Source organism: Xanthomonas sp. NCPPB 2586 (genome assembly GCF_041475775.2).
Lineage (GTDB): Bacteria > Pseudomonadota > Gammaproteobacteria > Xanthomonadales > Xanthomonadaceae > Xanthomonas > Xanthomonas campestris.
Genome location: NZ_CM192981.1, coordinates 1325036 through 1348357, shown reverse-complemented (window position 1 = coordinate 1348357; position 23322 = coordinate 1325036). Strand labels below are relative to the sequence as shown.

The following is a 23322-nucleotide window of genomic DNA, read 5'->3' as shown; positions in this document are numbered from 1 at the left end:
CGCCCGGCTGAATAGGCACCACGCCTCTCTCGTATACCCAAGGACGCCACGATGCTGCGCACCGCCCTGCTGATCTCCGGCTTTTGCCTCATCACCGTGACCGGCGCGGTGGGCAGCCGCCCGGCCGCCGCGCAGGACCGCGGCTGGAATGGCCCCAGCATCACCTGTGCCAGCAACGACAACCGCCGCCGCGAATGCGATACGCCGTTCCGCGGCCGCGCGGTGCTGGTGGAGAACATCTCCGGCACCCGCTGCATCGAGGGCCGTAACTGGGGCAGCGACCGCGGCCGGGTCTGGGTGGACAACGGCTGCCGTGGGCGCTTCGTCGAAGGCCGCAGCGGGAATGGCGGCGGCTGGGGCGGCGATAGCGGCCCAGGCGGGGTTGCCGGCACGGTGCGCTGCGAGAGCAACGACAAGCGCCAGAAGATCTGCGACACCGGCTGGCGCCGCGCCATCCTGGTGCGCCAGCTGTCCAACACGCCCTGCGTGGAAGGCCGCAACTGGCGGCAGGACGGTGGCCGGATCTGGGTGGACGACGGCTGCCGGGGCGAATTTGCGCAGGCACGCGGCGGCGGCTGGGACCGTGGTGACGGCGGCTATGGCGGCCGCGACGACCGCCCGCGCAACGATTACACCATCACCTGCAGCAGCGACGACCGCCGCCTGCGCACCTGCGGCTGGGATGGCCGGTATGGCCGGCCGGTGCTGACCCGCCAGCTGTCCGATACCCGCTGCGAAGAAGGCCACAGCTGGGGTTACGACCCGCGCCGTGCCACCGTGTGGGTCAACGACGGCTGCCGCGCACGCTTCGAGGCGCGCTGAGGCCTGCGTCGGAATCTGAGCGGTAAGTGTCTCTGCGCCTGCGCATTCCAGCGCGGGTTGGCGTCGCTGCGGCTTGATCCGCAGCGAGGCCGGAACGTCGCTGTTTCAACGCCGACGACGTGGCGATACGGCGTGGTTCGATTGCCGGTGCGCTGACTTGGAGCCGCTATCAAAACGACCGCGCAGCCGCCAGGCGGGCGCGGCCGGTGGTCGAAATCGACATGTCCCTACGTACACCCCGGTTCCCATGCGCCGTGCGCACCCACCTGACGACTAATCGCTACGTTTTGTTGGCCGCTCTTAGCCGCCCCAGGGTGCCGGCGGCAGCGCCACCGGCCGGGTAAGGTCGAATTCCACCCGGAACAGGCGCCCGTCCGGGCGGCTCAGTTCGTAGACCACACTCCGCCCCGGGTGGACCTCCAAGGCCCAGGTGTTGTGCAGGGACGCCGCCGCGCCTTGCTGCTGGAACAGCGCGCGCGAGTCGGCATCGAGCGGGAATTCCTGGCGGGTGGCAGCGCCAGCGCTGACGGTGTCGCCGCCGTAATTGCTCAGTACTTCCGCGCTGCCGTCGGCATGGCGATGCGCGTGCTTGAGGCGCAGCCCGGTGGCAGTGCGTGTCAACACCCAGGTGCGCGCGTGGTCGTTGCCGACATGGAACGGCACGCGCAGTTCGCGGGTGGGCGCATCGCAGCCGCGCACATGCATCACCAGCGCTTGCCCCGCAAATGGGCTGGGCGCCTTGGACGCTGGCGTGTCGATCAGCACGCGCCCGGCAAAGGCCTGCCCGCAGTAGGCGGCCAGCGCGGCCAGAAACTGGTCGGCTGGCGCGGTGGCGGTGGCCGATGCTGGCGGCGGCGGTGTGGCGCAGCCGGCCAGGCCGGCGACCAGCGCCACCAGACACAGACCGGCGCGGATGCGACCAGGCCACCGCCGCGCCAGAGAGGTCACGCCGGGTCGGACGCGGGCTTGCTGGCCGGCTTGCTCTCGCTGGCCGCGGCCGGCTTCGCATCGCCACCGCTGCTACTACTGCTGCTTTCGGTGAGGTTCTTCTTTTTCTCGCCGGCGGATTTGAAATCGGTCTCGTACCAGCCGCTGCCCGAGAGGCGGAACGACGGCGCGGTGACCTGACGCTTGATGGCGTTGGCGCTGCAGGCGGGGCAGCTTTCCGGCACCGGGTCGGACATTTTCAGCAGCCGATCGAATTGATGGTCGCAGGCGGTGCACTGGAAGGCGTAGATAGGCATGGTGAGTCAGCGGAAAGAGAACGCGAGGGCGCAGATTCTAGACCGCCGCGGACCGCTGCGCGCGTGGGCCGGCGCTGCGGGCATCTCGTGGACGGCCCGGCGCAGATGTGGTCACCGACGCGCATGGCAGCAGCGTTACCGGCTGGTCGTGACTTGGGGCCGCGTGCATCGTCACCTGGGCTGGGCTGCGGGAGACGGATGGCGGCGTGACGGAATCTCCGTACCGCAGGCAGCGGCGCTTTGCGTGCTTGGGCCGTGTTTGGCCGCAGCGGGGCCGAGTGATCGGCAGACGGATTCGTCTGTCCGTAGTTGCTCGACGGAGCGGAGTACCTGAGAGCGTTCTGCCGAGGCCCTGCGAAGGCCGCCGTGCGCGCCAGGCATTACACGCTGCAGCGCCCTGCCGCTGCGACTGTTTGCCACTGCAGTGAAAGGTCAGCGCCCGAATTCGCCTGTGCACCTCGCCCGATGCAAAGACAAGCCAGAAGCGTTCTACCTAGTTCCCCACGAACGCCAATATGCGCGGCCTGCATCGCACTTTGCAGTCATCGCTCGCTACGGCTGTCGCTGCGGCAGCGCCCGCCATACCTCGCCTCCGCTGCTCCTCATCTACACCGCACAATGCCAGGTACCGCAGTGCGCATGCAGGGACCAGCACAGCGATGCACCACATCCGCGCAGCGCAATAGCCGCACATGACGCGCAACGCGTTTCCATCCAGCTATCCACTTACGCAGCGGATCACCACCAAAAAACGCACCGTGCAGGTGTGCAAACACCGCAAAAACAGCGCGCGACAGCCATCACACAGCCCCAGGTGAAACAGGCCACTGCCGTCGAGCTGGTACACTTGGGCACGTGACCGACGCGCCTTTTCCCCCACGAGGGCCGCATTCGTGTTGCGGCTGACTGCGCTGTTGCTTGGCGTGGCCTTGTTGCTGACCGGCAGCGGGCTGCTGGGCACCTTGCTTGCCGTACGCGGTGGCCAAGCCGGCTTCGATGCGCGTGCATTGGGGTTGATCATGTCCGGCTACTTTGCCGGCTTCTTTCTGGGCACCTTCTTCGCACCGCCGCTGATCCGCCGGATCGGGCATATCCGCGCGTTTGCGTTTTATGCCGCGTTGGCCGCAATCGCGGTGTTGCTGCACCCGATCTGGCTCGATCCGTGGGGCTGGGGCCTGTTGCGCCTGGTCACCGGTGCCGCGCTGGTGGGCCTGTACACGGTGATCGAAAGTTGGCTCAACGCCGAGCCGGACGCGCGCCGCCGCAGCCGGGTGTTTTCGGTCTATATGGCGATCAACCTGTCGGCATTGGCGCTGGGCCAGGTACTGCTCAGTGCGGGCGATGCCACGGCGCCGGCGATGTTTACGCTCACTGCCATCCTGATCTGCGCGGCGGTGATGCCGGTGGTGACCACGCGGCTGATTCCGCCCGAGGTGCCGCACGTGTCGCGGCTGCGGCTGGTCACGCTGTATGCGCTGGCGCCGGTGGCGACCATCGGCGCTGGCCTGTCCGGGTTGGCGATGGGCGCGTTCTGGGGGCTGCTGCCGGTGTATGCCGACCGCATCGGGCTGGATGCCGATGGCGTGGCGATGTTCATGCTCACCGCCATCGTGGGTGGCGCGGTGTTGCAGTGGCCGATCGGGCGCATCAGCGATGGCCACGACCGCCGCATTGGCCTGGTCACGGTGAGCGTGCTGGCCGCCGGCATCGCCATCGCCGCTGCGCTGCCGATTGTGCAGGCGCAGACGCAGGTGCTGTTCCTGCTGTTCTTCGTGTATGGCGGGCTGGCGTTCTCGCTGTATCCGTTCGCGGTGGCGCACATGCTCGATTACCTGCCGCGCGAGGATCTGTTGTCCGGCTGCAGCAGCCTGCTGCTGGTGCATGGCGTGGGCGCGGCGATTGGCCCGGCGCTGGCCGGCGGGGCCATGCAGAAATTCGGCCCGGCGGCGTTGCCTGCGTATTTCGCGGTGATGCTGCTGGCCCTGGCCGGGTTCACGCTGGCGCGCCTGTTGCGCTTCCAGCGCCTGCGCACCCATCCCATCGCGTTCCGCCCGATGTTGCGGACCACGCCATCGGCGCTGGAGCTGATGCCGGAAACCGATTCACCCTCCCCTCCTCACAAGGAAACACATTGACTGATCAAACCAGACTCCCGAACACCTCATCCCTGACCCACCCCCGCCCGGATCCTGCCGTGATCCTGGCCACCGACCTGGATGGCACCTTCCTGGCCGGCTCTGCAGAACACCGTCACCAGCTGTATCGCCTGGTCGACCAGCATCCCGAGATCCGCCTGATCTTCATTACCGGGCGCGGACTCGAAGCGGTGATGCCCTTGCTCACCGACCCCACCATTCCCCGGCCCGACTATGTGGTGTGCGACGTGGGTGCCACCGTGGTGGACGGCCACACGCTGCAACCGCTGCAGCCCCTGCAATCGATGATTGACGCGCACTGGCCCGGCGAGCAGGTGGTGGCGCAGGCGATGCGCGCATTCCCGCAATTGCAGCGCCAGGACGTGCCGCAGGAGCGCCGCTGCTCGTATTTCTGCGATCCGCACACGCTGGCGCCGCTGCGTGCGCAGATCGAGCAGACCGCGCGCGCGCTTGGTTGCGACGTGCTGTATTCGGCCGACCGCTATCTGGACATTCTGCCGCCGGACACCGACAAGGGCCGCACCCTGGGGGCGTTGGCACGCCAGCTGGAGCTGCCGCGCGAGCGCATCCTGGTGGCCGGTGACACGCTCAACGATCTCTCCATGTATCTGGCCGGTTTCCGCGGCGTCTGCGTGGGCGATTCGGAAACAGCCTTGACGCAGGCCACTGCGCAGTTGGAGGCGACCTATCACGCCAGTGCGCCCGGGTGTGGCGGCATCCTGGAGGCGATTGCGCACTTCGGCCTGCTTGCCGACGACGACCCGCATGTGCCGGCAGTGCAGGCCCCGCGCAAGGGCGGCGCCGAGCTGGTGATGGTCTATCACCGCCTGCCGTATGACGAAGTGGTGGAACACGGCGAGTTGGTACGCCGCGCGCCGCGCTCGCCCAACGGCATCATTCCCTCGCTGCTGAGTTTCTTCGAGGGCGGCCAGCGCGGCTCGTGGGTGGCCTGGAGCGTGGACGACCCCAAGCGCGGGCCGTTCCAGACCCACACCGAGGTGGATGCGCAGCGCTACCCCACCCTCACTGCTGCACGCGTGCCGCTGAGCAAGAGCGAGGTGGACATCTTCTATAAGCGGTTTTCCAAGGAAGCGTTCTGGCCGATGCTGCACGTGTTCTGGGAACGCGCGCGTTTCCGCGAGGACGACTGGCAGGTATTTCTCGCGGTCAACCGCAAGTTTGCGCACGCCACCTCGGCCGAGGCCGCGCACGGCGCCACGGTATGGATCCATGACTACAACCTGTGGATGGTGCCGGCGTACCTGCGCGAGCTGCGCCCGGATCTGAAGATCGCCTTCTTCCATCACACCTATTTCCCTTCGGCCGACGTGTTCAATGTGGTGCCATGGCGCCGCGAGATCATCGGCAGCCTGATGTGCTGCGATTACGTGGGCTTCCATATCCCGCGCCAGGTGGAGAACTTCGTGGACGTGGTGCGCGGCGTGATGCCGGTGGAACGGCTGGCGCAGGAAAGCTGCGCGCCACGGTTTCTCACCTACGGCTGCGCGGTGGGCCTGGACACCATGACCACCTGCCTGCGCGTGGCCGATCGCGACGTGGCGCTGGGCGCGCATCCGGTGGGCACCGACCTGCGCCGCATTCGCGCGGCGCTGAGCAAGCCGGACGTGCGCAACGACATCTTCAAGCTGCGCCGCGAGATCGGTGCGCGCAAGCTGGTGTTGTCGGTGGAGCGGCTGGATTACACCAAGGGCACGCTGGCGAAACTGGAGGCGTTCGAGCGCCTGCTCGACAGCCAGCCGCAGCTGCTGGGCAAGGTCACCTTGCTGATGGTGTGCGTGCCGGCGGCGCGCGAAATGACCATCTACCGCACCTTGCAGACGCAGATCGAGCAGGCGGTGGGCCGCATCAACGGGCGGTTCTCGCGGCTGGACTGGACGCCGGTGCGCTTCTTCGCACAGGCGCTGCCGTTCGAGCAGGTGGTGGCGCATTACGCCGCCGCGCAGGTGATGTGGATCACCCCGCTGCGCGATGGCTTGAATCTGGTGGCCAAGGAATTCGTGGCGGTGCAAGGCATCGAAGGTGGCAGCGGCGTGCTGGTGCTGAGCGAATTTGCCGGCGCGGCTGCAGAACTCAAAGGCGCGGTGCTGACCAACCCGCACGACCCGGCCGATCTGGCGGCCGGCCTGTTGCAGGCACTGGCGATGCCCGATGACGAAGCGGCCGGGCGCCTGCGGCAGCTGTACGACAGCGTGGAGTACTACAACATCGACCACTGGGGGCGCGACTTCCTGGACGCGGTGGCACGTAGCCGTGGCGCACATGCCCGTGTGCCCTTGGCGGCGGCCAGCACGGTGGCCGAGCCGGTCGCCTAGGCACGCGCCGACGAGCGCGCTGCAACACGCACAGTCACACAGCAACGCCCGGGCTCTCCGGGCGTTGCTGTGTGGAGACAAGCGTGACGCTGGCCCATCGGCAGCGCGGTCATGATCACGCAATGCAAGCGCGGCAGGCTGGGGGTTCTCCCCCCTGCCCGTGGATTGCAATGGATTCGACGTCCTCCTCGCGCGTGCGCCACCCGGCCACGCTGGCCCTGCTGCTGGTTCCGCTCGCCCTGCCCGCGTACGCCCAGCAAACGCCCGACGGCGCCGCGTCGACACCGGCAGCGGCCGAACCAGATGGCGGCACGCAGGTGTCCACGCTGGATCAGGTGCAGGTGGTGGGCCAGGCGATGACGTATTCCAAGACCACGGTGAGCAAGGAAATGCTGGACCGCCAGTTCGTGCTGGGCAGCGTCAACGATGCGCTCAACGAGCTGCCCGGCGTGGTGGTCACCGAAGCCGATGCGTTCGGCTCCTCGGACTGGGGCACGCAGATCAGCATGCGTGGCTTTGTCAGCAACCGCGATACGCAGCAGATCGGCACCACCATCGACGGCGTGCCCAACGGCGGCTCGGCCTATGGCGGCGGCTCCAAGGCGAACCGCTTCATCGACATGCCGGATCTGGAAACCGTGGAAGTGAGCCAGGGCACTGCCGATATCGCCTCGCGCTCCAACGAAGCGCTGGGCGGCACCTTGAACTACCTCACCGGCGAGCCGCTCGAAGAACAGCGCGTGCGCGTGATCGGCGGCATTGGCGACAACCAGGCGCGCAAGTACTACGCGCGTTACGACACCGGCCTGCTCGGGGGCCATACACGCGCCTGGGTCAGCGGCTCCTCGGCGCGCAACGACGACTGGATCGACGGCAGCGGCCACACCCGCCGCGATCATCTGGCCGGCAAGTTCGTCAGCAGCTTGGACAAGTGGACCTTGAGCGGCTATCTGTCCTACGACGATGCTGACGAATCCGAATACACCAGCGTGACGCCCGAGCAGTTCGCGCGCGATCCCGAGCACGACCTGCTCACCGGCACGCTCACCGGCATTCCGTATCTGGATCAAAACTACCGCTCCGGCTCCCGCGCATTGCGCGAGAACACCTTCGGCTATCTGCGCGGCGCCTTCGATGGCGGCAACGGCTTCAAGACCACGCTCACCGGCTACGCGCATCGCATGCAAGGCCGCGGCGACTGGATTCCGCCCTACCTGGTGGACGTCACCAACGACGGCGCGGGCGCGCCGGAATCGGAGGCGCGCGGCGGCAACACGGTGTATGCCGGCAGCGACCTGGGCAAGCTGTATTACCTCACCCCGGACGGCGCGGCGGCGACGCAGCTAGCCGGCTGCACCGGCAGCGATGCGGTGCCGGCCGAATCCAACCCGGCCTGCTATCCGGCAGGTTCGGTACCGGTGCAGTCGTATCGCCATAGCCATTACGACAATCACCGCGCCGGTGCCATGGCCGATGTGGAATGGCGCCACGACCTGGGCCCGATCGACAACACCGTGCGCGCCGGCGCCTGGCTGGAGCGCTACGACCGCAGCGTCACCCGCGACTGGCATCGCCTGCTCAATGTCGGCACCAACATCAGCTTCGACCATCAGCCGTACTGGGTGCAGTTCAAGGACAATTACCAGACCGACGAACAGATGTATTACGTCGAAGATGTGATGCGGTACGGTGCGTTTGCCTGGCGCGTGGGCGTCAAGCAGTTCTTCGTCGACCAGACCCGCGACCGCCGCATCGGCGATGCGCAGCATGTGGAATCGGACGCGCATCCGGACCCACTGCTCTCGGCCGGCCTGACCTGGACCACGCCGGTGCAAGGGCTGGAAGCATTCGCCGGCTATTCGCAGAACTTCGCGGCGATTCCGTCCGGTGTACTGGGCGAGACCGACCCGGTCGCGCTCAGCCGCGTGCAACCGGAAACCGCCGACAACATCGAACTGGGCCTGCGCATCAGCCGCTGGCCGTTGACCGGCAGCATCACGCTGTACGACATCCGCTTCGACAACCGCATCGTCTACGTGCCGGCCAACTTCGTCAGCGGTATCGACTACCTGGGCGAAACCGATGGCGTGTACGAAAACTTCGGCGGCGTGCATGCGCGCGGTGTGGAAGCGGCCCTGGGCTACGGCTGGGACAACGGCTGGCGCCTCAACGGTGCCTACACCTACAACAAGGCCGATTACCTTGGCAGTGGCGATGCCGCGCGCGACACCGCACTGGAGATCACCCCCGGTGCGCAGGTCATCGGCCAACCGCGCAACACGCTGGTGGTGTCGGCGGATTGGCGCGGCGATGCCTGGCGTTTCGGCGTCTCCGGCCGCTACCTGGGCAAGCGCTATCTGGATGCCTCCAACCGCGCCGCGCTCAATGGCGTGACCACCTTCGATGCCAATCTCGGCCTGGAACTGTCGCAACTTTCCGCGCACCTCAAGGGCATGCAGGTGGCGCTCAATGTCAGCAACCTCACCGACAAGCGCTACCTGGAAGGCGTAGATGGCAGCGACAGCGCGTTTATTGCCGCACCGCGCACGTTGGGGCTGACCTTGACGCTGGATCTTTGAGGTCGAAGCACTGCGCTGGAATAGATGCCGGGCGCGTCGTGCGTTCGCGCCTGGCAGTGTTCCGGACATGCGGGTTGATGGCGGGATCGTCACTCAGCCGGTGTCACGGAGTAACGGCGTCACCCGTGGCTGCCTGCAGGGGTGGCGGCCTTCCGGATCGCGGAAGGCTTGGTTAGTGGCATGAGACCACTCGCTGCTGGCACCGTTCGTCCGCATGCAACACGCGCGACGGCGCATCACCGAGACGTCGAATGGCTGCACACGCACTCCTGCAGGATCGGGCCGCTGCCGCAGCGTGCGAGGGCAAGCATTCGCCTTCCCACTCGGGCACCATCACTGCTCAGTCGCGCGCAGCCGCCGCATCCACTCATGCAGCAATCGCCCTCCAAGGATCAACCCAGCAGGTGACGCAATGATCGATCTTCCTCGCCGCCGCATGCTGCAGGCCGGCCTTGCCGGTGGTGCTTCCACCTTGCTGCCGAGCATCGCGCGGGCAGCGGCCATCGCACCGGACCGCCGCAGCGGCACGCTGGAAGACCTGCAGCATGTGGTGATCCTGATGCAGGAAAACCGCGCGTTCGATCATTACTTCGGCAGCCTGCCGGGCGTCCGTGGCTTCGGCGACCGCTTTCCGATTCCCGCACCACCGCTGCCGGGCGCGCCTGCGCGTACCGTGTGGCTGCAACCCAGCGAGGACGGCCGCCAATGGCTGGCCCCGTTCGCGCTGGATACCGCAGCGCAGTTCGGCTACATGCGTGTGCAGGGTACGCCGCACAGCTGGGTAGACGCGCAGCGCGCCTGGGATCACGGCCGGCTCGGCAACTGGCCGGCGGCCAAGCACAACCACGCGCTGGGGTATTACCGCCGCGCGGACATTCCGTTCCAGTTCGCGCTGGCCGATGCGTTCACCGTCTGCGATGCGTACCACGCCGCGATCCAGACCGGCACCAACTCCAACCGCGTGTTCCTGTGGACCGGCGGCAACGATCCGCAGGCGCGCGCCGGTGGGCCGGTGATCGGCAACTCGCACGACAACTTTCCCGCGCTGGGCGGGTTCGCCGAGCCCTATCGCTGGACCACCTATGTGGAGCAATTGCAGCGTGCCGGCGTGTCCTGGCAGATCTACCAGGACATGCGCGACAACTTCACCGACAACCCGCTGGCCGGCTTCGACGTCTTCCGCCAGGCCTACAGCCAGACGCCCGGCCATGATGCGCAGCTGCGCGCGCGTGGGGTGAGTACGCGTGGCGTGGAGCAACTGCGCGAAGACGTCATCGGCGGGCGCCTGCCCTCGGTGAGTTTCATCATTGCCGATGCCGCCGGCAGCGAGCATCCCGATCCCTCCAGCCCGGCCCAGGGCGCGGCCTATACCGCGCGCGTGCTGGATGCGCTCACCGCCGATCCGCGGGTGTGGAGCCGCACGGCGTTGCTGCTGATGTTCGACGAGAACGATGGCTTCTTCGACCACATGCCGCCGCCGGCGCCGCCTTCGCCGGACCCACGTGCGGCCGGCGGGTTCGCTGGTGCGTCGAGCATCGCCACCGACGACGAGTATCACCGCCACCCGGCGCCGGGCGAGCAGAAGGTGGACCTGCCGGAGTTGCGCGGGCGCCCGTACGGCCTGGGCCCGCGCGTGCCGCTGTACGTACTCTCGCCCTGGAGCCGCGGCGGCTGGGTGGATTCGCAGGTCTACGACCACACCTCGGTGCTGCGCCTGCTGGAGCGGCGGTTTGGCGTGCCATGCACTGCAATCACCCCGTGGCGGCGCGCGGTGTGTGGCGATCTCACCGCGGCGTTCGATTTCAGCCGCACGGACACGCGCCCGTTCGTCGGCACGCTGCCGGATATCAGCGCCACCGCCACGCGCGCCGCCGCCCTGCACCAACATACGTTGCCGCCGCTACCGCCCACCTTGCAGCCACCGGAGCAAGCTTTCGGCCTCCGGCGTTCGCGCGCGGTGCCGTATCGCCCCCGCGTGCAACTCGATGTCGTACAGGCCCGCGGCGACGTGGTGTTGCGCATGGCCAATGCCGGCGCGGCGGCCGTGCTGCACGTCTACGACCGCTACGACCTGGCCGCGATTCCGCGCCGCTACACCGTCGGCGCCGATGCGCCGCTGGACGGCACCTGGACCACCTACGACGGCCGCTACGACCTGTGGGTTCTCGGGCCGAACGGGTTTCATCGCCATTACCGCGGCAATGTGGGCGTCGTTCCCTTGATCGCCGATGTTGCGCAAGATCCCGGTGATGCACAGGCGCTCCGCCTGACGCTGCACAACCCCGGCAACGAGCCGGTCGCGGTCACGCTGCAACCGGCCGCGTCTGCCAACGCGCAACCGCGCGAGGGTGTCACCATCGCGCCCGGGCAGCGTCACCAGCGCAGCTGGAGCGCCGCGGCCGCCGGCGGCTGGTACGACCTGTGGATCGAACACGACGGCGCAAGCCAACGCCTGGCCGGCCGCGTGGAAACCGGAGCAGACAGCGTCAGCGACCCGGCCATGGGCGGGCCGGCGCGCTTGTATCAGGACCACCCAGTCGCGATCGGCGCGCTCGGCTGAGCGCTGCGGCTTTCTGTCGCGCGTTGGCCACACGCGAAGACGCAGCCCGACGCATGCGGTCGTGCGTACTGCCGCGCCCCGCATCGCTCACGGCACGCTGGCCGTGCCCAGCATGCCGATCGTCCCCAGCCAGGTTTCCACCAGGTGCGGCCACTGCGCGATCGGCAGCTTGCCTGCGCGCAGACCGAACGCATGCCCACCTTCGGCGTACAGATGCATTTCCGTCGGCACGCCAGCCTGCTTGAGGGCCACGTAGTAGGCCAGTGACTGGCTGACGCCATCCACCTCGTCGTCCTCGGCCTGCAGCAGGAAGGTGGGTGGCGTGTCGGCGGTCACGGTGATGTCCGGCCGCAGCGGCAGATGCGTTGGATCACGCTTGGCACGATCTGCGTCCTCGTGCGCCCACAGATGGCCCGGATAGACGGCAATGGCAAAGTCCGGGCGGCAGGACTGTGCATCGGCCGCATCGACCGATGGGTACGTGCGCCGAGTGAAATGCGTACTCACCGCAGCCACGAGGTGGCCACCGGCGGGAAATCCGATGACGCCGACCCTGTGCGGGTCCACGCCCCAGTCGTCGGCATGCTGGCGCACCAGGCCCAGTGCGCGCTGCGCATCCTGCAAGGCCGTCTGCACCTTGGGGTAATAGCGGCCGCCGTTGGTCCAGGTCGGCCCCGAATTCGGGACGCGGTACTTGAGCAGCACGCAGGTGATGCCGCGCCCACTCAACCAATCGCATATGTCGGTGCCTTCCAGGTCCATGGCCAGCACCTGGTAGCCGCCACCGGGAAACACCACCGCCGCCGCGCCGGTGTTCTGCCCCTTGGGGGCATAGACCGTGATCGTCGGGCGGCTGACATCGCCCACCTTGGTCCAGGGGCGCTTGCCCTCGCCGGTGCCGACCGATTCGGGGCGTGGGTGAGGCAACGCGTCAGGCACCACGGTCGGCCAGAGCGGTGTCTGGACGTGGCCAGGTGGCGGCAGCCAGGCGCGCGCCGGCGCCACGGCGGGAGCGAGCAGCAACGCCAGCGCCGCAGTCCGGGCAACACGAAGCCAGTGCATTGTCGACCTCCGAATTGAAGTGAAGCGGAAACATCCTGGCGCTCACGGGGTGCTGTCATCCCGCCGCTCCAGAAACGCGGCGATGGTGGCTTCGCTGACGTGGTGCTCGATGCCTTCGGCATCTCGCGCATGCGCTGCGGATCGCCTCAGGCGCGCGCCGCTTCCCACGCCGCGATGGCGTGGGTTGCAGTCGACGCGCGGCGCGGACGCATCACGCGATGCAGGTGCACCAGGCCGCCGCGGCTGCGCTGGCCGCCGCGCTCAACCCACGAGGTCGCGCACCGCTGCCGCCACCGCCTTCAACGCGGCGTCGCGGGCGGCCGCATCGACGGTGGCACCATTGAGATACGCGGTCAGCAGCAACGGCGCCGCGCGCCCGGGCGGCCAGATGATCGCGATGTCGTTACGGGTGTCGGTGCCATTGCTGCCGGTCTTGTCGCCGATCTTCCAGTCGCGCGGCAGGCCGGCGCGCAGGCAATCGTCGCCGGTGCGGTTGTCGATCATCCAGGCGGTGAGCTGTTTGCGCGACGCCGGTTGCAGCGCATCGCCAAGCAGCAGCGTGCGCAAGGTCGCGGCCATCGCCGCCGGCGTGGTGGTGTCGCGCGGCTCGCCTGGGGCGAACCCGTTCATCTCCGGCTCGAGGCGGTCACTGCGGGTCTTCGTATCACCGATCCCGCGCAGGAAGCGGGTCAGGCCCGGCGGGTCGCCGATCAACGGAAACAGCAGGTTGGCGGCCGGGTTGTCGCTATGGATCATCGTGGCCTGGCACAGCTCGGCCACGCTCAGTGAGCCGCCGACATGGCGCTCGGTGACCGGCGCATGTTCGAGCATGTCGGAGGCGCGGATCTTGATCTGCTGCGTCAACCGCAGCTCCCCCTTGTCCACCCGCTGCAGCACCGCCGCAGCCAATACAAATTTGAAGGTGCTGCACATTGGAAAGCGCTCGTTCTCGCGCTGGCCGATGCGCCATCCGGAGCCGCTGTCGAGCAGGCACGTCCCCAGGCGGCCGCCGGTGCCGCGTTGGATCTCGGCCCAGCGCGCACGCAACATATCGTCCACGTTCACCGCCGGGGAGAGCGCCCATGCGGGCCGGGACGCCGCAATCAGCACGCTTGCGCCGGTCATGGACAGGAACTGCCGTCGGTTCAACATGGCGCCGCCTCCTTGAGAGAGCCCGCAGTATCGGGGCCGGCGCGCTGGCCGACCACCGCAATGTTTCGATCCCTGGCATGAATTGAACTAATCTCCTGGCATGCCCAGACCGCGTCTCCCGCTCAATGCCCTGCGCGCGTTCGAGGCCGCCGCGCGCCATCAGAACCTGACCCGCGCGGCCGGCGAGCTGTGCGTCAGCCAGGCCGCGCTCAGCCACCAGATCAAGGCATTGGAGCAACAGCTGGGCACCAGCCTGTTCCACCGCCTGCCGCGCGGGGTGGCGCTCACCGACGAGGGCGCCGCGCTGGCGCCGGTGTTGGGCGACGCATTCGACCGCATTGCCGCCACGCTGGAGCGCTTTGCCGGCGGCCGCTATCGCGAGGTGCTCAGCGTGGGCGTGGTGGCCACGTTTGCCACCGGTTGGTTGCTGCCGCGCGTGGCCGCCTTCCACGCAGCACATCCGGACATCGAACTGCGCCTGTCGACCCACAACAATCGGGTGGATCTGGCCGGCGAAGGGCTGGACCTAGCAATCCGCTTCGGCGACGGCGACTGGCAGGGGCAGATTGCGCATGCCGTGATGGAGGCACCGTTTGCGCCGGTATGCGCCCCGGCGATGGCGCGTGCCTTGCGCACGCCTGCCGATCTGGCCCACGTGCCGTTGCTGCGTTCGTACCGGCCGGACGAGTGGGCACAGTGGTTTCGTGCTGCAGGCGCCTCGGAGGTGCCTGCGCGTGGCGCGATGTTCGATTCGTCGCTGGCACTGGCCAGTGCGGCCGCGGCTGGCGCTGGTGTGGCGTTGTTGCCGCTGCGCTTGTTTGCCCAGGACCTGGGCGCGGGGCGATTGGCCTGCCCATTCCCGATCGAGATTGATGCGGGGCGCTACTGGTTGACCCGGTTACGCTCGCGCCCGGAAAGCGACGCCGAAGCCCGGCTGCGCGCCTGGCTGCTGGCCGAACAGCAGCGCGCCGATTGAGCGGCGTCGCCGCGTGCCGCGCTCAACGACGCGCGGACGCCTTCCCCACCTGCAACGCAAAGTGGCGAAACGCTTCGTACTGCGCCCTGTCGGCGAACCAGTGCGGAGCGAACAGCTCGAACAACCGGTCGTTGTGATACAGCAACAGCACGCGCTCGTTTTCGCGGCAGCGGATGTAATCGGACCAGGGACGGCGCAGATGCCCGTCTGCCCAGGTGATTTCCAGCCCGGTGTCGTCCCACGCATAGGTGTAGGTGTGCCGCAGCGCGGCCTGCTGCGCATGCAGGCGCTTGATCTTTCGTGGCAAGCCCCAGACGTGCAACACCGCCAGGCCGATCAAGCCGCCGCCGCCCGCGCCGATCAGCACCGGCCCGATGATGTCGCCGGCCCCGATCAGTTGAAGCAAACCCATCCCGATCAGCAGCAGGACCACGAGCACCACGATCAACCGCTTGGCCGTATGCCGCGCATGCAACCGCTGCGCGGCCAGATGATCTTCCAGGCTGATGGTGGCGCTGATCATGTCCGCGACATCCGTGTGCTTGGCTCGCTGCGCATCGTAACGCCTGCGCGTTACGCGCCGTCCAGCAACTCCATCCAGGCCGCTTCGGCAGCGGCCAGCTGCTGCGCGGTGGTTTCGCGCTCGCGGCCCAATACCGCCATCTTGTCGGCATCTGGATAGTTGGCCGGGTTGGCGAGCTGCCGGTCCAGGTCCGCCAACGCGGCTTCCAGTTCGCCCACGCGCTTTTCGGCGCTGGCCAACTTGTGCGGATTGACTGCTTTTTTTGGCGGCAGTGGCTTGGTCGGCGGTGGCGGGGTCGGTGCCACTTCGGCCATCTTCTGCTTGGTGCCCTGCGCGGCCGGGCGGCTGCGCAACCAGGCGGCGTATTCGTCCAGGTCGCCATCGAACGGCTCGACCACGCCATCGGCCACGCGCCAGAAACTGTCGCAGACCAGGCCGATCAGATGGCGGTCGTGCGAGACCATCACGATGGCGCCTTCGAAGTCGCTCAGCGCCTCGGCCAGCGCCTCGCGCATTTCCAGATCCAAATGGTTGGTCGGTTCGTCGAGCAGCAGCACGTTCGGCTGCTGCCAGGCGATCAGCGCCAGCGCCAGGCGCGCGCGCTCGCCCCCGGAGAAGCCATCCACCACTTCAAACGCGCGGTCGCCGGCGAAATTCCATTTACCCAGGAAATCGCGAAACGCCTGATTGGAACCGTCCGGCGACAGATCGCGGAAATGGTCCATCGGCGACTGGCCTTCGTGCAGCGATTCCACCGTGTGCTGGGCGAAGTAGCCGATGCGCAGGTCCGGGTGCGCACTGCGCTCGCCCGACAGCGGTGCAAGCTCACCCACCAGTGTTTTGACCAGCGTCGACTTACCCGCGCCATTGGGCCCCAGCAACCCGATCCGGTCGCCCGCCTCCAGCCCGAATCCAACATCGTGCAGCACGGTAATCGCATCGCTGGACCCACGCTTTTGCGATTCCCCATCCCCGATTCCCGATTCCCGCGGCGCAGCCGCATACCCGGCATCCAGATGATTCAGCCGGATCAACGAAAACGGCAGCCGATTGGGCTGGGCGAACTGGATGCGGAATTCGCGCTCGGCGCGCACCGCCTCGGTGCCGGCCATCTTGGCCAGGCGCTTCATGCGGCTCTGCGCCTGCGTGGCCTTGCTGGCCTGCGCCTTGAAGCGGTCGATGAAGCTCTGCAGATGCGCGCGCTCGGCCTGTTCCTTGTCGTGCGCAATCTGCTGCTGGCGCAGGTGCTCGATGCGCTGGCGCTCGAAATCGGTGTAGCCGCCGACGTACAGCTTGGCGGTGCCGCCGTGCAGGTGCAGCGTGTGGGTGGCCACGTTGTCCAGGAACTCGCGGTCATGGCTGATCAGCAGCAAGGTGCCCGGGTACTTGAGCAGCCACTGCTCCAGCCACAGCACCGCGTCCATGTCCAAGTGGTTGGTGGGTTCGTCCAGCAGCAGCAGGTCGCTGGGCATCATCAGCGCGCGCGCCAGGTTCAGCCGCACCCGCCAGCCGCCCGAGAACGAGGACACCGCGCGATGGTGGGTATCGGCCGGGAAGCCCAGGCCGTGCAGCAACTTGCCAGCGCGCGCCTCGGCGTCGTACGCGCCCAGCTCGGCCATGGTCTGGTGCGCATTGGCCACCGCTTCCCAGTCTTCGCGCGCGGTCGCCTCGGCTTCCTTCTGCAGGATGGCGGACACCTCGATGTCGCCGCCGAGCACGAACGACAGCGCCGGGTCCGGCAAGGACGGGGTTTCCTGCGAGACACTGGCGGTGCGCACCTTGCCGGGCAGGTCGACGTCGCCCTTGTCGGCTTCCAGCTCGCCCTTGACCGCGGCAAACAGGCTGGACTTGCCGGTGCCGTTGCGGCCCACCACACCGACGCGGTAGCCGGCATGCATGGTCAGGTCGACGTTGGACAGCAGCAGACGCTCGCCGCGTCGCATGGAGAAGTTGCGCAGGGAAATCATTGATGGACAGTCCGATAGAACGAAAAGGAATGAGCAGATGAGCAGCATTCCTGCGACGCCATTCTAGCGTTAACGAATAATTAGCGCCTTCAGGTTGGCTGCGGCAGTCTTCGCCTTGCCGCGACCCCGGCCTGCCTAGCCTTGCTGGTCCCGCCAGGGCCCTCGTTTTGGAGTTGTCATGAATACCCCGCTGTCCACGCTTGCGACCGCCATCGTCGCCGCGCTGCTTGCCTCCCCCGCCCTCGCCCAGAACACCCCGGCGGCCACCGCCAACACCCTGGACACGGTCATCGTCACCGGTACCCGCGTGTCCGACCGCACCGTGGCCGAGTCGCAATCGCCCATCGACATCATCAGCGCCGAGTCGCTGCAGGCCACCGGCACCTCCGAGCTGGCCACTGCGCTGGCGCGTGCGCTGCCCTCGCTGAACTTCCCGCGCCCGGCGTTGAGCGATGGCACCAGCGCGATCCGCCCCGCCCAGCTGCGCGGGCTCTCGCCCGACCAGGTGCTGGTGCTGGTCAATGGCAAACGCCGCCACACCTCGTCGCTGCTCAACCTCAACGGCACCATCGGCCGCGGCGCCGCGGCAGTGGACCTGAACACCATTCCGGTCGCGGTCATCGCGCGCGTGGAAGTGCTGCGTGACGGCGCGTCGGCGCAATACGGCTCCGACGCCATCGCCGGTGTGGTCAACATCGTGCTCAAGGGCGCGGAAAAGGGCGGCAGCCTGCAGGCCGGGTTCGGCCAGTATTCGGCCGGCGACGGCAGCAACTACGAGCTGTCCGGCGACACCGGCGTGGCCTACGGCGGCGACCGCGGCTGGCTGCACGTGGCCGCCCAGCTCAACCAGCAGGACCCGACCGACCGCGCCCGCGCCTACGCCGGCGCACCCAGCGCCTCGCAGCCGGCCGTTGGCCAGAAGGCCTTCAAGATCGGCGACCCCGACGTCAACGCACAGGCGGTGTCGGCCAACACCGAATTCAACTTCAGCGACAGCATCACCGGCTACGCATTCGCCACCGCGAGCAACCGCGACATCACCGCGTTCGCGTTCTACCGCGCGCCGGGCAGCACCGCGCAGAACATCCTGTCGATCTATCCGCAGGGCTTCCTGCCGGAAATCCAGACCTACGCCAAGGACCGCTCGCTGGTCGCCGGCGTGCGCGGCTCCACCGCCAGCGGCTGGGACTGGGATGCCAGCTACAACTACGGCTACAACAAGATCGACTTCCACACCCGCAACACGCTCAACGTGAGCCTGGGGCCGACCTCGCCCACGTCGTTCTATGACGGCGCGCTGGAAACCACGCAGAACATCGTCAACCTCGACGTCAAGCGCGGGTTCGATTGGGGCCTGGCGTATCCGGTGACGGTGGCGTTCGGCGCCGAATACCGCAACGAGAAGTGGAACCAGTCGCCGGGCGAAGTGGGCTCGTACTTCCAGAGCGGCACGCTGGCCGGTGGCGCGCAGGGCTTCGGTGGGTTTGCTCCGAGTGTGTCCGGGCAGTACTCGCGCGACAGCTACGCGCTGTATGCCGACATCGAGGCCGACTTCACCGACAAGTTCTCCGCCGGCCTGGCCGGGCGCTACGAGGACTACAGCGATTTCGGCAGCCAGGCATCGGGCAAGTTGTCGGCGCGCTATGCGTTCACCGACAAGGTCGCCTTGCGCGGCACGGTGTCGTCGGGCTTCCGCGCACCGTCGCTGGCGCAGCAGTATTTCCAGTCCACCAGCACCACCTTCCTGGCCGGCAATCCGAACCCGTTCGAGATCCGTACCTTCCCGGCCGACAGCACGGTGGCACGCGCGCTCGGCGCCGAGCCGCTGGATGCGGAGACCTCACTCTCCTACAGCCTGGGCCTGGTATTGCAGCCGACCGACGCGCTGTACGTCACCGTGGATGCGTACCAGATCGATGTGGACGACCGCATCGTGCTGTCCTCCAACCTCACCGGTACCGGCGTGCGTTCGCTGCTGGAATCGCAAGGCATCTTCGGCATCAACGGCGGCCGTTACTTCACCAATGCGGTGGACACGCGCACCCGCGGCGTCGACGTGGTGGGCAGCTACCGCTGGCAGCTCGCCGCCAGCAGCATCGACCTGACCGCCGGCTACAACTATTCGGAAACCGAAGTGCGCAGCGTGGCCGCCAACCCGGCCGCGTTGTCGGCCAACGGGTTGAGCCTGGAGCGCATCGACCGCACCGAACGTGGCCGCATCGAAGAAGGCTTCCCGCGCGACAAGTTCCTGATCAACGGCAGCTGGAATCTGGAGCACTGGACACTGGCGCTGGGTGCCACGCGTTACGGTGAATACACCACGCGCCCGGCCGCGGCGATTAACGATCAGACCTTCGGCGCCAAGTGGGTGGTGGATGCCTCGGCCAGCTACAAGATCGACCGCTGGACGCTCACCCTGGGCGCGGACAACCTGCTGGACGAGTACCCGGACGAGAACAACTTCGCCAACTCCACCAGCGGGCAATTCCCGTACAGCAATCTGTCGCCGTTCGGTTTCAACGGTGCCTACGTGTACGGCCGCATCAACTACCGCTGGTAAGCCTTGCCATACTGCAAGTCCACACGCCCCGGCCTGCCCGGGGCGTATGCGTTTTGGGCCGCTGGCGGCTACTCCCTGCGGCCTTGTTTGCGGCATGGCGTGGCTGCCGGAGGCCTCAACGCCGGGTGAAGGGTTTCCCGCCTCGGCAGTGCTATCACGTGCGCTCCTGTCATGTGGAGCGCTCCGATGGAAACAGCACAGTTGTCGCGTGGACGCTTGATCGATCACCTGCATCTGGTGGTGCAGGACCTGAAGGCGAGCCGGCGCTTTTACGGCGCCGTGCTCGATGTGCTCGGCGTGCCGCTGGGCGGCGAAGGCGAGGGATTCTTCTGGGCCGACGAGCTGTTCGTGTCCGACCGCCACACCGTTGCCCAGGGCGAACTCACCGGCCGCCATCACCTGGCCTTCCAGGCACACGATGTGGCGATGGTGCACGCCTTCCATGCCGCCGCACTTGCACACGGTGGCCGTGACAACGGCGCGCCGGGCGTGCGCCCGTATCACCCGAGTTATTACGCGGCGTTTGTGCTCGACCCGGATGGCAACAACATCGAGGCGGTCTTCCATGGTCCTGCGCAACGCAGTGCGGAGGCGGTGCAGATCACCTACTGATGCCGAAGTTTCATAACTGGTATTCATTGTCCAACATGGTGCAAACCAGGCCGCACCATTGCAGGTGTGGTGCAAGCCACGCATCACTTTGGTGCATGATGACAACGATGGCAGTAGCACGTCATTGATGACAGTTACTTGCGCAACGTAACCAAAATTTGACATGTGGTTACGCGTGGTTAATGGTTGGGAACGCACCGCAGCTGCCGCAACGGACGCGGCCCGGGAGGGGGCCCCCTGCGATGCATCCGTTCCCCACTCGGAGTTGTCACCGCATGAATTGCAAGACCAGTCCACTCGCTGTTGCCGTTGTTCTTGCACTCTCGTTTTCCGCTTCAACTGCTGTCGCACAGTCGCAGGCGCCTACCCAGAAGACCCTCGACACGCTGATCGTGACCGGTACGCGCGTGGCCGATCGCACCGTGGCCGAATCGGCCTCGCCGATCGACATCATTTCGCCGCAGGCACTGGAATCCACCGGCACCACCGAGCTGGCCACCGCGCTGTCGCGCGCGATCCCCTCGCTGAATTTCCCCCGCCCGGCCATCTCCGATGGCTCGGATGCGGTGCGCCCTGCGCAGCTGCGCGGCCTGTCGCCCGATCAGGTGCTGGTGCTGGTCAACGGCAAGCGCTATCACAGCACCGCGCTGATCAACCTGAATGACACCCAGGGGCGCGGCTCCTCGCCGGCCGACCTCAACACCATTCCGATCGCCGCCGTAGAGCGCATCGAAGTGCTGCGCGATGGCGCATCGGCGCAATACGGCTCGGATGCGATTGCCGGCGTGATCAACATCGTGCTCAAGGGCAGCGGCGAAGGCGGCAGCGTCAATGGCCGCTACGGCAAGTACAGCGCCGGCGACGGCGAGCAGTATCAGTTGTCCGGCGATGCCGGCTTCAGCTTTGCCGGTACCGGCAAGGTGCACCTGGCCGCGCAGGCCGGGCATTCGGATCAGACCAACCGCGCGCTGCCGTTCCAGGGCCGCGTGGAGCAGCGCTACGGCGATCCCGAGATCGACCAGGGCGCGGTGTCGTTCAACGGCGAATACAGCCCCACCGATTACCTGACCTTCTACTCGTTCGGCATGGTCAGCCGCCGCGAAGTGCTCTCCAACGGCTACTTCCGCTTTGCCGGCGACAACCGCAACCGCCCGGAGATCTATCCGGACGGCTTCCTGCCGCAGATCTACAACGTCAGCAAGGACGTGTCGTGGGTGGGCGGGTTGAAGACCTCCACCGAAGGCGGCTTGAACATCGATCTGAGCTACAACTACGGCCAGAACAACCTCACCTTCGATGTGCGCAACAGCTTGAACAACAGCCTGGGCGTGACCAGCCCCACCGACTTCCACGCAGGCACCCTGGAAGTCACCCAGAACGTGCTCAACGCCGACTTCACCAAGACGCTCGACTGGGGTTTGGCCTACCCGGTTGCCTTGGCATTCGGCGCGGAATGGCGCGGCGAAAAGTTCAACCAATCGCCCGGTGATGCGGCTTCTTCGGCCAACGGCGGCATTCCCTCGGCCAACGGCGCGCTGATTCCCGGTGCGCAGGTGTTCCCGGGCTTCAAGCTCTCCGATGCCGGCTACTACAACCGCAACAGCCACTCGGCCTATGTGGACCTGGAAGCGGATCTCACCGAAAAGCTGTCAGCCGGCCTGGCCGGGCGCTATGAGAAGTACAGCGACTTCGGCGACACCGCCACCGGCAAGCTGTCGCTGCGCTATGCGTTCACCGACAAGGTGGCGCTGCGTGCCACCGCCTCCACCGGCTTCCGCGCACCGTCGCTGCAGCAGCAGAACTTCCAGTCGATTGCCACGCAGTTCCTCAACGTGGCGCAGCCCAATGGCGGCGTGTCGGCGATTCCGTTCGAGATCGGCACCTTCCGTACCGACAACCCGGCCGCCATCGCGCTTGGTGCCGAACCGCTCAAGGCCGAAGAGTCCAAGAACTACGGTCTGGGCGTGGTGTTGCAGCCGGTGGAGAATCTCTACATCACCGTCGATGCGTACCGCATCGACATCGATGACCGCATCGTGCTGTCGGAGAACCTCACCTCCATCGCGGCGCGTAACTACCTGCAGGCCAATGGCTTCCCGGGGATCGGCGGCGGGCGCTACTTCACCAATGCGGTGGACACCAAGACCCAGGGCGTGGACGCGGTCGGCACCTATCGCTGGAACCTGGACAGCGGCAGCGTGGAGCTGACCACCGGCTACAACTACAACAAGACCGAGGTCGAACAGATCGCGGCCAATCCGCCCGCGCTGGAAGCCATCGATCCGGGCGCGGTGCGTATCGGCCGTGCAGAGCTCGGCCGCATCACCGAAGGCACGCCGCGCGACAAGTTCTTCCTGGGCGGCACCTGGTCGCCGGGCAACTGGTCGTTCACCGGCACCGCCACGCGCTGGGGCGAATTCACCACCTTCGGCACCAACGCCGGCAGCGACCAGACCTATGCCGCGAAGTGGACGCTGGACCTGGCCGCCTCCTACAAGCTGGGTAGCTGGAACTTCACTGTCGGTGGCGACAACGTGCTCAACGAATATCCCGACCGTCAGGAAGCCGGCCTGGGCACGCGGACCTACCTGCCCTACAGCAGCGCCTCGCCGTTCGGTTTCAACGGCGCCTTGGTGTACGCCAACGTGAACTACAAGTGGTAAGTCACTAGGACAGCCGGCAACGCCTCCTCGCGGTGGCGTTGCCGGTGCTCCATCGCGGTATCCGCCCCGGCGCCTTTGGCAACGACGCGCCGGGGTGACTCCTCATTCGGTGC

The 23322-nt window shown here is 67.1% G+C and carries 15 protein-coding genes, 1 other RNA gene and 1 pseudogene; 10 read left to right on the top strand and 7 right to left on the bottom strand.

Features of this window, described 5'->3' with window-relative positions; all coding sequences use genetic code 11:
- Positions 1 to 51 precede the first annotated feature (51 nt).
- Both ACCQ09_RS05655 and ACCQ09_RS05650 read left to right on the top strand, forming a co-directional pair.
- Positions 52 to 822 (top strand): DUF3011 domain-containing protein, encoded by a 771-nt coding sequence (locus tag ACCQ09_RS05655; protein WP_040940846.1) that lies wholly within the window; start codon positions 52 to 54, stop codon positions 820 to 822.
- A gap of 221 nt (positions 823 to 1043) precedes the next feature.
- A non-coding RNA gene (locus ACCQ09_RS05650) (sX9 sRNA) lies at positions 1044 to 1118 on the top strand.
- Between the two features lie 4 nt (positions 1119 to 1122).
- On the opposite strand, the gene ACCQ09_RS05645 is transcribed toward ACCQ09_RS05650, so the two are convergent.
- Together ACCQ09_RS05645 and ACCQ09_RS05640 are read right to left on the bottom strand one after the other, a co-directional pair.
- Positions 1123 to 1770: a hypothetical protein gene (locus tag ACCQ09_RS05645; protein ID WP_012437663.1), complete on the bottom strand. Its 648-nt coding sequence runs from the start codon at positions 1768 to 1770 to the stop codon at positions 1123 to 1125.
- The gene (locus ACCQ09_RS05640; protein ID WP_011038148.1) at positions 1767 to 2066 is read right to left on the bottom strand and encodes an FmdB family zinc ribbon protein; all 300 of its coding nucleotides are present in this window, start codon (positions 2064 to 2066) and stop codon (positions 1767 to 1769) included. The genes ACCQ09_RS05645 and ACCQ09_RS05640 overlap by 4 nt, the downstream gene beginning before the upstream one ends.
- A gap of 893 nt (positions 2067 to 2959) precedes the next feature.
- Between ACCQ09_RS05640 and ACCQ09_RS05635 the strand changes: the two genes are divergently transcribed.
- The 4 genes from ACCQ09_RS05635 to ACCQ09_RS05620 all read left to right on the top strand — a co-directional run bounded on the left by ACCQ09_RS05635 (position 2960) and on the right by ACCQ09_RS05620 (position 11694).
- Positions 2960 to 4201: an MFS transporter gene (locus ACCQ09_RS05635; protein ID WP_040940845.1), complete on the top strand. Its 1242-nt coding sequence runs from the start codon at positions 2960 to 2962 to the stop codon at positions 4199 to 4201.
- Positions 4202 to 4260: 59 nt separating this feature from the next.
- Positions 4261 to 6555 (top strand): glucosylglycerol-phosphate synthase, encoded by a 2295-nt coding sequence (gene ggpS, locus ACCQ09_RS05630; RefSeq protein WP_040940844.1) that lies wholly within the window; start codon positions 4261 to 4263, stop codon positions 6553 to 6555.
- Positions 6556 to 6725: 170 nt separating this feature from the next.
- On the top strand, positions 6726 to 9134 hold the full coding sequence (locus ACCQ09_RS05625; RefSeq protein ID WP_254813397.1) for a TonB-dependent receptor: 2409 nt from the start codon (positions 6726 to 6728) through the stop codon (positions 9132 to 9134).
- Positions 9135 to 9546: 412 nt separating this feature from the next.
- A complete protein-coding gene (locus ACCQ09_RS05620) occupies positions 9547 to 11694 on the top strand; it encodes a phosphocholine-specific phospholipase C (RefSeq protein WP_228427663.1) in 2148 nt (715 codons plus the stop codon).
- An 87-nt stretch (positions 11695 to 11781) separates the two neighbouring features.
- On the opposite strand, the gene ACCQ09_RS05615 is transcribed toward ACCQ09_RS05620, so the two are convergent.
- From ACCQ09_RS05615 to bla, 3 genes and pseudogenes are all read right to left on the bottom strand, one after another.
- A complete protein-coding gene (locus tag ACCQ09_RS05615) occupies positions 11782 to 12756 on the bottom strand; it encodes an alpha/beta hydrolase (protein ID WP_040940841.1) in 975 nt (324 codons plus the stop codon).
- Between the two features lie 42 nt (positions 12757 to 12798).
- Positions 12799 to 12894: pseudogene (locus tag ACCQ09_RS05610) on the bottom strand (iron dependent repressor); the annotation flags it as partial.
- A gap of 123 nt (positions 12895 to 13017) precedes the next feature.
- Complete coding sequence (gene bla, locus ACCQ09_RS05605) at positions 13018 to 13908, bottom strand: class A beta-lactamase (RefSeq protein WP_040940840.1); 891 nt, start codon at positions 13906 to 13908, stop codon at positions 13018 to 13020.
- A gap of 100 nt (positions 13909 to 14008) precedes the next feature.
- Here bla and ampR point away from each other — a divergent pair, with 100 nt between their 5' ends.
- A complete protein-coding gene (gene ampR, locus ACCQ09_RS05600; protein WP_014508637.1) occupies positions 14009 to 14884 on the top strand; it encodes a LysR family transcriptional regulator AmpR in 876 nt (291 codons plus the stop codon).
- Between the two features lie 22 nt (positions 14885 to 14906).
- Here the strand turns inward: ampR and ACCQ09_RS05595 are convergent, their stop codons facing one another.
- Both ACCQ09_RS05595 and ACCQ09_RS05590 read right to left on the bottom strand, forming a co-directional pair.
- A complete protein-coding gene (locus ACCQ09_RS05595) occupies positions 14907 to 15407 on the bottom strand; it encodes a YcxB family protein (RefSeq protein ID WP_223646287.1) in 501 nt (166 codons plus the stop codon).
- A gap of 50 nt (positions 15408 to 15457) precedes the next feature.
- Entirely contained in the window at positions 15458 to 17374 is a 1917-nt protein-coding gene (locus ACCQ09_RS05590) for an ABC-F family ATP-binding cassette domain-containing protein (RefSeq protein WP_228427665.1), read from the bottom strand.
- Positions 17375 to 17552: 178 nt separating this feature from the next.
- Here ACCQ09_RS05590 and ACCQ09_RS05585 point away from each other — a divergent pair, with 178 nt between their 5' ends.
- From ACCQ09_RS05585 to ACCQ09_RS05575, 3 genes are all read left to right on the top strand, one after another.
- Complete coding sequence (locus ACCQ09_RS05585; protein ID WP_228427667.1) at positions 17553 to 19934, top strand: TonB-dependent receptor plug domain-containing protein; 2382 nt, start codon at positions 17553 to 17555, stop codon at positions 19932 to 19934.
- A 186-nt stretch (positions 19935 to 20120) separates the two neighbouring features.
- Positions 20121 to 20546 carry a VOC family protein gene (locus tag ACCQ09_RS05580; protein ID WP_043877724.1) on the top strand — a complete coding sequence of 142 codons (426 nt, stop codon included), beginning with the start codon at positions 20121 to 20123 and terminating at the stop codon, positions 20544 to 20546.
- Positions 20547 to 20821: 275 nt separating this feature from the next.
- Complete coding sequence (locus tag ACCQ09_RS05575; RefSeq protein WP_228427669.1) at positions 20822 to 23209, top strand: TonB-dependent receptor plug domain-containing protein; 2388 nt, start codon at positions 20822 to 20824, stop codon at positions 23207 to 23209.
- The last annotated feature ends 113 nt before the right edge of the window (positions 23210 to 23322 follow it).

Excerpts from the sequence above, each read along its gene's own strand:
- ampR (WP_014508637.1), top strand. The coding sequence starts at position 14,009 with ATGCCCAGACCGCGTCTCCCGCTCAATGCCCTGCGCGCGTTCGAGGCC.
- ACCQ09_RS05655 (WP_040940846.1), top strand. The coding sequence starts at position 52 with ATGCTGCGCACCGCCCTGCTGATCTCCGGCTTTTGCCTCATCACCGTG.
- ACCQ09_RS05595 (WP_223646287.1), bottom strand. The coding sequence starts at position 15,407 with ATGATCAGCGCCACCATCAGCCTGGAAGATCATCTGGCCGCGCAGCGG.
- ACCQ09_RS05625 (WP_254813397.1), top strand. The coding sequence starts at position 6,726 with ATGGATTCGACGTCCTCCTCGCGCGTGCGCCACCCGGCCACGCTGGCC.
- bla (WP_040940840.1), bottom strand. The coding sequence starts at position 13,908 with ATGTTGAACCGACGGCAGTTCCTGTCCATGACCGGCGCAAGCGTGCTG.
- ACCQ09_RS05590 (WP_228427665.1), bottom strand. The coding sequence starts at position 17,374 with ATGATTTCCCTGCGCAACTTCTCCATGCGACGCGGCGAGCGTCTGCTG.
- ACCQ09_RS05640 (WP_011038148.1), bottom strand. The coding sequence starts at position 2,066 with ATGCCTATCTACGCCTTCCAGTGCACCGCCTGCGACCATCAATTCGAT.
- ACCQ09_RS05585 (WP_228427667.1), top strand. The coding sequence starts at position 17,553 with ATGAATACCCCGCTGTCCACGCTTGCGACCGCCATCGTCGCCGCGCTG.
- ACCQ09_RS05620 (WP_228427663.1), top strand. The coding sequence starts at position 9,547 with ATGATCGATCTTCCTCGCCGCCGCATGCTGCAGGCCGGCCTTGCCGGT.
- ACCQ09_RS05580 (WP_043877724.1), top strand. The coding sequence starts at position 20,121 with ATGGAAACAGCACAGTTGTCGCGTGGACGCTTGATCGATCACCTGCAT.
- ACCQ09_RS05615 (WP_040940841.1), bottom strand. The coding sequence starts at position 12,756 with ATGCACTGGCTTCGTGTTGCCCGGACTGCGGCGCTGGCGTTGCTGCTC.
- ACCQ09_RS05575 (WP_228427669.1), top strand. The coding sequence starts at position 20,822 with ATGAATTGCAAGACCAGTCCACTCGCTGTTGCCGTTGTTCTTGCACTC.